The following is a 6311-nucleotide window of genomic DNA, read 5'->3' on the forward strand; positions in this document are numbered from 1 at the left end:
TCAGATATACCTGTACAAAAATAGTTCCGTGTACAGGATTGCCTGGAGCCGCGCATGTCCGACTACCTGCAAACCTTCGCCGAACGCTTTGCCGGCTTGCACGCTGGCAACCTCCAGCGGCTCGACGAGCTGTACAGCGAAGCGGTGACCTTCCGCGACCCATTGCACCAGATCGAGGGCCTGCCCGCCCTGCGTGCCTACTTCGCCACGCTGTACGCCAACGTGCAGGACATCCGTTACGACTTTCACGGCGCCGACCAGGTACAGCCAGGCCACGGCTACCTGCGTTGGACCCTGCATTTTTGCCACCCGCGCCTGGCCGGCGGAAGGCCGATCAGCCTTGACGGTTGCACCCACCTGCGTTGGCGCGATCGGGTCGACTTTCACCAGGACTACTTCGATGTCGGCGCATTGCTGTACGAGCACGTGCCCGTGGTCGGTGGGCTGATCGGCTGGCTCAAGGGCCGGCTGGCATGAACCGCTGCTGGTTGACCGGCGCCAGCAGCGGTATCGGCGCCGCCCTGGCGCTGCGCCTGCTGGAACAAGGCCATCAGGTCGCGCTGGGTGGCCGCCAGGCCAGCAGCTTGCAAGCGTTGGCCGAGCGCTTTGCAGGCCAGACGTTATTGGCCGTCGGTGATATCAGCGAAGCGCCGCAAGTGGCGCAGATCGCTGCGGCTATCGAGCAGCACTGGGGCGCCCTCGATCTGGTGATCCTCAATGCCGGCACCTGCGAGTACCTGGAGCCCGGCCACTTCGACCCGGCCCTGGTCGAACGGGTTATGCGCACCAACCTGCTGGGCCTGTGCCACTGCATCCAGGCCGCCCTGCCCCTGCTGCGGCGCGGCCAACGGCCACATCTGGTGGTGGTGGGCAGCTCGGTAAGCTGGCTGGCGCTGCCACGGGCCGGTGCTTACGGCGCCTCCAAGGCTGCGGTGCGCTACCTGGTCGAGTCGCTGCGCATCGACCTGATCAACCAAGGCATCGATGTCACCCTGGTCAGCCCCGGCTTCGTCGATACGCCGCTTACCCGGCGCAACGACTTCGCCATGCCGCAAATGTGGAGTGCCGAGCGCGCCGCCCGGCATATCGCCGCCCGCCTGGCGCAGCGGCCACTGGAGATCAACTTCCCCGGCCTGTTCACCTGCGTGTTGCGCCTGCTCGGCGCGCTGCCCGTGCGCTGGCGCCTTAAGCTGGGCCAGCGCATGGCCCGCCGTGAACAGGGGTAGCCGAACATGCGGATCGCCATCATCGGCAGCGGCATCGCCGGCCTGACCTGCGCCCACCTGCTCTCGCGCCGGCATGAAGTCACGGTGTTCGAGGCCGCCGACTGGATCGGTGGCCACACCCACACGGTCGATGTGCAGTGGCGCGGCCGGCACTATGCCGTGGACACCGGGTTCATCGTGTTCAACGACTGGACCTACCCCAGCTTCATTCGCCTGCTGGGCTACCTGGGGGTGGCCTCGCGGCCCACGCAGATGAGCTTTTCGGTGCACGATCCGCGCACGGGCTTCGAGTACAACGGCCACACCCTCGACAGCCTGTTCGCGCAACGGCGCAACCTGCTGTCGCCGGGCTTCTGGGGCATGCTGCGAGACATCCTGCGCTTCAACCGCCAGGCCCTCGCCGACCTGGACAACCAACGCATCGAAGCCACCACCACCCTTGGCGCCTACCTGCGCACGCAGCGCTACGGCCAGCGTTTCATCGACCATTACATCGTGCCCATGGGCTCGGCGATCTGGTCGATGTCGCGCAGCGACATGCTGGGCTTCCCGCTGCAGTTCTTCGTGCGCTTTTGCCGCAACCACGGCTTGCTGTCGGTCAACCACCGCCCGCAATGGCGGGTGATCGAAGGCGGTTCGCGCAGTTACCTGGCGCCGCTGTGCCGGCCGTTCGCCGAGCGCATTCGCCTGAACTGCGCAGTCAGGCAGGTGTGCCGTGACGATGGCGGCGTGACGCTGAACAGCACGGCCGGCACCGAACGCTTCGACAACGTGGTGTTCGCCTGCCACAGCGATCAGGCCCTGGCGCTGCTGGAGGCCCCCAGCAGCGAGGAGCGCGCGGTGCTCGGCGCCATCCGCTACGCCAGCAACGATGTGCTGCTGCACACCGACACCCGCCTGCTGCCAAGGCGGCGCAAGGCCTGGGCTAGCTGGAACTACCGCCTGGGCGGCAGCGAACAGGCCCCCGCCGCGCTGACCTACGCCATGAACATCCTGCAGGGCATCGAGGCGCCGGTGACGTTCTGCGTAAGCCTGAACCAGACCGCCCTGGTGGACCCGGCGCAGATCCTCGCCCGCTTCCAGTACGCCCACCCGCAATACAGCCTGGCGGCACTGGCCGCCCAAGCCCGCCAAGGCGAGTTGCAGGGGCGCCAGCACAGCTATTACTGCGGTGCTTACTGGGCCAACGGCTTTCACGAGGATGGCGTGGTCAGCGCGCTGCAAGTGGCCGAACACTTTGGAGAGCGCCTGTGAACAGCAGCCTGTGCCGCGGCTGGGTCAGCCACCGGCGCCTGACCCCGCGCCCGCATGCCTTTCGCTACCGCATCGGCATGCTCTACCTGGACCTGGCCGAACAGCCCTGGCTGCTCGGCCTGTCGCGCTGGCTCGGGCACTCGCGCCTGGCCCCGCTGTGCTGGCGTGAAAGCGACTACCTGCCGGCCCTCACCTGCAGCGGCATGCCGTTGGCCCAGGCGGCCCGCCAACTGGTCGGCCAGGCGACCGGGCAGGCACCCGAGGGCGCCGTGCACCTGCTCACCCAGCCACGCTGCTGGGGGCTGTCGTTCAACCCGGTGAGTTTCTACTTCTGCCATGACCGCGACGGCCAGCTCGCGGCGATCCTGCTGGAGGTGCGCAACACCCCTTGGCGCGAACGCTTCCACTACGTGCTGCCGGTGCAGCCAGGTCTGCCGCGACAGTTCTGCGTGGCCAAGGCCTTCCATGTGTCGCCGTTCATGCCGCTGGACATGGAGTACCGCCTGCGCTTTTTCCTCGATGCCCAGCGAGTGCGCATTCACATGGAAAACCGCCGCAAAGGGCAGCCGGTGTTCGCCGCCGACCTGACCCTGGAGCGCCGGGAGCTCAACCGCAGCACCTTGCACCAGCACCTGCTGGCCTTCCCGTGGATGAGCCTGCGCACGCTGTCGGCCATCTACTGGCAAGCCCTGCGCCTGCTGTTCAAGCGCACGCCCATCCACGATCACCGCGCAAGCCAGGGCACGCTGCGCCTTGGCCAAACCACCCGCGAGGAGCCCGAACATGCCCGAACCCACGTTGAGCGTTAGCAAATCGGCGGGCCTGACACCGCTGCTCGGTGGCCTGGTCAGGAGCGCCGTGCTGGCCCAGCTGCGCCGGATCAGCCGCGGCCAGCTGCGGCTGATCGGCAATGACCGCCAATGGACCTTCGGCGAAACCGGCAGCGCGCTGTACGCCGAAGTCGAGATCCTGGACGAGGCCGCCTGGGGCATGGTGGCCGGCAATGGCTCGATCGGCGCCGGCGAAGCCTATATCCACGGTTACTGGCGCAGCCCTGACCTGGCGGCAGTGACCCGTCTGTTTGTCGCCAATCTCGACGTGCTCGATGCCATGGAACGCGGCCTGGCGCGCTTCGGCCGCCCGGCCCTGCGCCTGCTGCACAGCCTCAATCGCAACAGCCGGCGCGGCGCGCGGCGCAATATCCTGGCCCATTACGACCTGGGCAATGCCCTGTTCGAACGCCTGCTCGACCCAACCATGATGTATTCCGCCGCGCAGTTCGACAGCGCCGAGCAAAGCCTGGAACAGGCGCAGTTGAACAAGCTCGAACGCATCTGCCAGAAGCTCGAGCTCAAGCCCCACGACCACTTGCTGGAGATCGGCAGCGGCTGGGGGAGCCTGGCCATCCACGCCGCCACCCGCCATGGCTGCCGGGTCACCACCACCACGCTGTCCCAGGCGCAGTACAGCCATACCCTGCAGCGGGTCAAGGCGCTCGGCCTGGAGCAGCGCATCACCGTGCTGTGCGAGGACTACCGCGACCTGCGCGGGCGCTTCGACAAGCTGGTGTCGGTCGAGATGATCGAGGCCGTGGGCCACCGTTACCTGCCGACCTATTTCCGCCAGTGCGCCGCGCTGCTCAAGGACGACGGCCTGATGCTGCTGCAGGCCATCACCATCCGCGACCAGCGCTACGCCCAGGCGCGCCGTTCGGTGGACTTCATCCAGCGCTACATCTTCCCCGGCGGCGCCTTGCCCTCGCTGAGCGTGCTGCTCGACACCGCCAGCCGGCAGACCGCGTTGAACCTGCTGCACATGGAGGACTTCGGCCAGGACTATGCACGCACCCTGCGCCACTGGCGCGACAACCTGCGCCTGGCGCGCGGGGCGCTCAGTGAAATGGGTTACGACGACACCTTCCAGCGGCTGTGGGAGTTCTACTTGTGCTACTGCCAGGGCGGCTTCGAGGAGCGGGTAATAGGTGTGGCGCAACTGCTCTGGGCCACACCCCAGGCACGCCGGGCACCGCTGCCGGGCGCCTGAACATGCCCCGCATGTGGCTGCTGGGCAATGCGCTGTGGCTGCAGGCTGGTTGGTGGGCCTGCGTGCTTGGTGCAACGCGGCCCTGGCTGCTGTTGATCGTACCTGTGGGGCTGGCGCTGCACCTGCGCTGTTGCCACGACCGCGTGGGCGAAGCGTGGGCGCTGTTGCGCGTTACGCTTGCCGGTTGCCTGCTCGACAGCCTGCTGGGCGCGCTGGGGGTCTTCAGCTTTGCGCAATGGCCGCTACCCGGCTGGCTGGCGTTGCTGTGGCTGGTGCTGGCCAGCGGCCTGCGCCACAGCCTGGCCTGGGCCACACGACCGGCCTGGCGCGGGGTGCTGCTGGGTCTACTGGGCGGCCCGCCAGCCTATCTGGCTGGTGCGCAGCTCGCGGGCGTCAGCCTGCCGCTGGGCCCGCTCGCCACGGCCCTGATACTGGCGCCGCTATGGGCGCTCGCCTTGCCGTTGGCCTTGCGCCTGGCCGCGTGGCGCTGAGCGACGGCAGCGCTCGGAGCAGTAGCGCACCTGCTGCCAGCAACGCGCCCAGCGCTTGCGCCAGGTGAACGGCCGGCCACAGGCCACGCAGACTTTGCTCGGCAACAGGCTTTTGTTCATTCGACGGCCTGGGGCAAACGCCGGAAGAACAAGGTGATCTGCCCGATCTCCACGCCGAACTTGCGCATGCTCGAGCGGTTGATCAGGGTGTCTTTATCCATCAGGTACATCCAGTCGTCCAGGTCCACCTGCCAGTGATTGCCATCCACCGGCAGATCCAGGCGGTATTGCCAGCGCAGCGCATTGCCCGCTACCTCGCCACGGGCCTCGCCGATCACATCCCCTGCCCGCCCGCGCCAGCGCCCGGGGCCGTCTGGCGTGAGCGTCCAGGTGCGCTGCTGGCGGGTGCCGTCGCTGTAGACGAAGTGCTCGTCGAGGATCAGCCGCTCGCCTTCACGGCGGCTGTCGATGCGCACGTGGAAGCGCTTGACCACTTCGCCGTTGCGCTTCTGGAACATGCCCCAGGCTTCTACCGGAGTGGCAAAGAACGCCACCAGGTCCAGGCCCGGTTTCTGCCCGCGGTAGTGTTCGACGCCGACATTGCCGCAACTGCCGAGCAGCAGGCAGGCAAGCACGAGTGCAAGGTTACGCATGGTCAGCCTCCACGATCGTCTTCAGCCAGCCCGAGCAGGCGTTGGCGCAACTGTGGGTCTCGGGCTCGCGGGTCCAGCCAGATGGCGAAGAACGCCCGGGCGAAGGCTGGGTCGGCGACCTCGGCGCGCAGTTGGCCGTCGACGTAGAAACTGCAGCCTTGCCTGGGCAGGTACAGCCCGGTGATGCGCATGCCCGGCCGCACATCGACGAACGCGGCGCGCATGTTGTTTGCCCAGCGCTCGAGGGTTTGCGGGCTTGGCGGCTGCGCGGCAAGGCGGCGCATTTCGCTGAGGCTGGCGTCGATCAGGGTGTCGCGGGACAGTGCGCGGTGGTAGCGCAGTTCTAGGGCGAAGGGCTTATTCCAGCCTTGCGGCGAGCCGGCGCTGTACAGGCGGGCGCTGTAGAGGCGCAGGCCGAACCAGCTGAAATCGCCGCTGCCGGTCAAGTGGGTCTGTGGCATGGCGGTGCGCCAGTCTGCGCAGGCGGGCTGGGTCAGGGCCAGGAGGATGGCCAGGGTGATCAGCTTTCGCCTTGCGGGGCTGGGGGGCATGTCGCGAGCACCTGGGTGTGTGCGGATACTGTACAAGTATATTTTCTTGTATAGATATTCCCAGGTGAAATCTTGGTTTTGTATAGATTTTTG

9 protein-coding genes are annotated in these 6311 nt (G+C 67.2%); 6 read left to right on the plus strand and 3 right to left on the minus strand.

Features of this window, described 5'->3' with window-relative positions; genetic code table 11:
- Positions 1–54: 54 nt before the first annotated feature.
- From F6X61_RS06840 to F6X61_RS06865, 6 genes are read left to right on the plus strand one after another with little or no spacing between them, the layout of a single operon-like run.
- A complete protein-coding gene (locus tag F6X61_RS06840) occupies positions 55–477 on the plus strand; it encodes a nuclear transport factor 2 family protein (protein ID WP_153785954.1) in 423 nt (140 codons plus the stop codon).
- The gene (locus F6X61_RS06845) at positions 474–1226 is read left to right on the plus strand and encodes an SDR family NAD(P)-dependent oxidoreductase (protein ID WP_153785955.1); all 753 of its coding nucleotides are present in this window, start codon (positions 474–476) and stop codon (positions 1224–1226) included. Before F6X61_RS06840 ends, F6X61_RS06845 begins: the two co-directional genes overlap by 4 nt.
- 6 nt (positions 1227–1232) lie before the next feature.
- Positions 1233–2480, plus strand: coding sequence for an NAD(P)/FAD-dependent oxidoreductase (locus F6X61_RS06850; RefSeq protein WP_153785956.1), 1248 nt, complete (start codon positions 1233–1235; stop codon positions 2478–2480).
- Positions 2477–3289: a DUF1365 domain-containing protein gene (locus F6X61_RS06855; RefSeq protein WP_153785957.1), complete on the plus strand. Its 813-nt coding sequence runs from the start codon at positions 2477–2479 to the stop codon at positions 3287–3289. Before F6X61_RS06850 ends, F6X61_RS06855 begins: the two co-directional genes overlap by 4 nt.
- Positions 3264–4523 (plus strand): cyclopropane-fatty-acyl-phospholipid synthase family protein, encoded by a 1260-nt coding sequence (locus tag F6X61_RS06860; RefSeq protein ID WP_153785958.1) that lies wholly within the window; start codon positions 3264–3266, stop codon positions 4521–4523. Before F6X61_RS06855 ends, F6X61_RS06860 begins: the two co-directional genes overlap by 26 nt.
- 2 nt (positions 4524–4525) lie before the next feature.
- Positions 4526–5014 (plus strand): DUF2878 domain-containing protein, encoded by a 489-nt coding sequence (locus F6X61_RS06865; protein ID WP_153785959.1) that lies wholly within the window; start codon positions 4526–4528, stop codon positions 5012–5014.
- Here F6X61_RS06865 and F6X61_RS06870 read toward each other — a convergent pair.
- The 3 genes from F6X61_RS06870 to F6X61_RS06880 are packed head-to-tail and all read right to left on the minus strand — an operon-like array spanning position 4964 to position 6218.
- Positions 4964–5134 (minus strand): DUF2256 domain-containing protein, encoded by a 171-nt coding sequence (locus tag F6X61_RS06870; protein WP_153785960.1) that lies wholly within the window; start codon positions 5132–5134, stop codon positions 4964–4966. The two genes, F6X61_RS06865 and F6X61_RS06870, sit on opposite strands and share 51 nt — an antisense overlap.
- Positions 5131–5667: a DUF3833 domain-containing protein gene (locus F6X61_RS06875; RefSeq protein WP_153785961.1), complete on the minus strand. Its 537-nt coding sequence runs from the start codon at positions 5665–5667 to the stop codon at positions 5131–5133. Before F6X61_RS06875 ends, F6X61_RS06870 begins: the two co-directional genes overlap by 4 nt.
- A 2-nt stretch (positions 5668–5669) precedes the next feature.
- Complete coding sequence (locus tag F6X61_RS06880; protein WP_153785962.1) at positions 5670–6218, minus strand: chalcone isomerase family protein; 549 nt, start codon at positions 6216–6218, stop codon at positions 5670–5672.
- Between the last annotated feature and the right edge of the window lie 93 nt (positions 6219–6311).

Origin of the sequence: Pseudomonas sp. EMN2, assembly GCF_009650555.1 — a bacterium.
GTDB lineage: Bacteria > Pseudomonadota > Gammaproteobacteria > Pseudomonadales > Pseudomonadaceae > Aquipseudomonas > Aquipseudomonas sichuanensis.

Excerpts from the sequence above, each read along its gene's own strand:
- F6X61_RS06840 (WP_153785954.1), top strand. The coding sequence starts at position 55 with ATGTCCGACTACCTGCAAACCTTCGCCGAACGCTTTGCCGGCTTGCAC.
- F6X61_RS06845 (WP_153785955.1), top strand. The coding sequence starts at position 474 with ATGAACCGCTGCTGGTTGACCGGCGCCAGCAGCGGTATCGGCGCCGCC.
- F6X61_RS06850 (WP_153785956.1), top strand. The coding sequence starts at position 1,233 with ATGCGGATCGCCATCATCGGCAGCGGCATCGCCGGCCTGACCTGCGCC.
- F6X61_RS06860 (WP_153785958.1), top strand. The coding sequence starts at position 3,264 with ATGCCCGAACCCACGTTGAGCGTTAGCAAATCGGCGGGCCTGACACCG.
- F6X61_RS06865 (WP_153785959.1), top strand. The coding sequence starts at position 4,526 with ATGCCCCGCATGTGGCTGCTGGGCAATGCGCTGTGGCTGCAGGCTGGT.
- F6X61_RS06870 (WP_153785960.1), bottom strand. The coding sequence starts at position 5,134 with ATGAACAAAAGCCTGTTGCCGAGCAAAGTCTGCGTGGCCTGTGGCCGG.
- F6X61_RS06875 (WP_153785961.1), bottom strand. The coding sequence starts at position 5,667 with ATGCGTAACCTTGCACTCGTGCTTGCCTGCCTGCTGCTCGGCAGTTGC.
- F6X61_RS06880 (WP_153785962.1), bottom strand. The coding sequence starts at position 6,218 with ATGCCCCCCAGCCCCGCAAGGCGAAAGCTGATCACCCTGGCCATCCTC.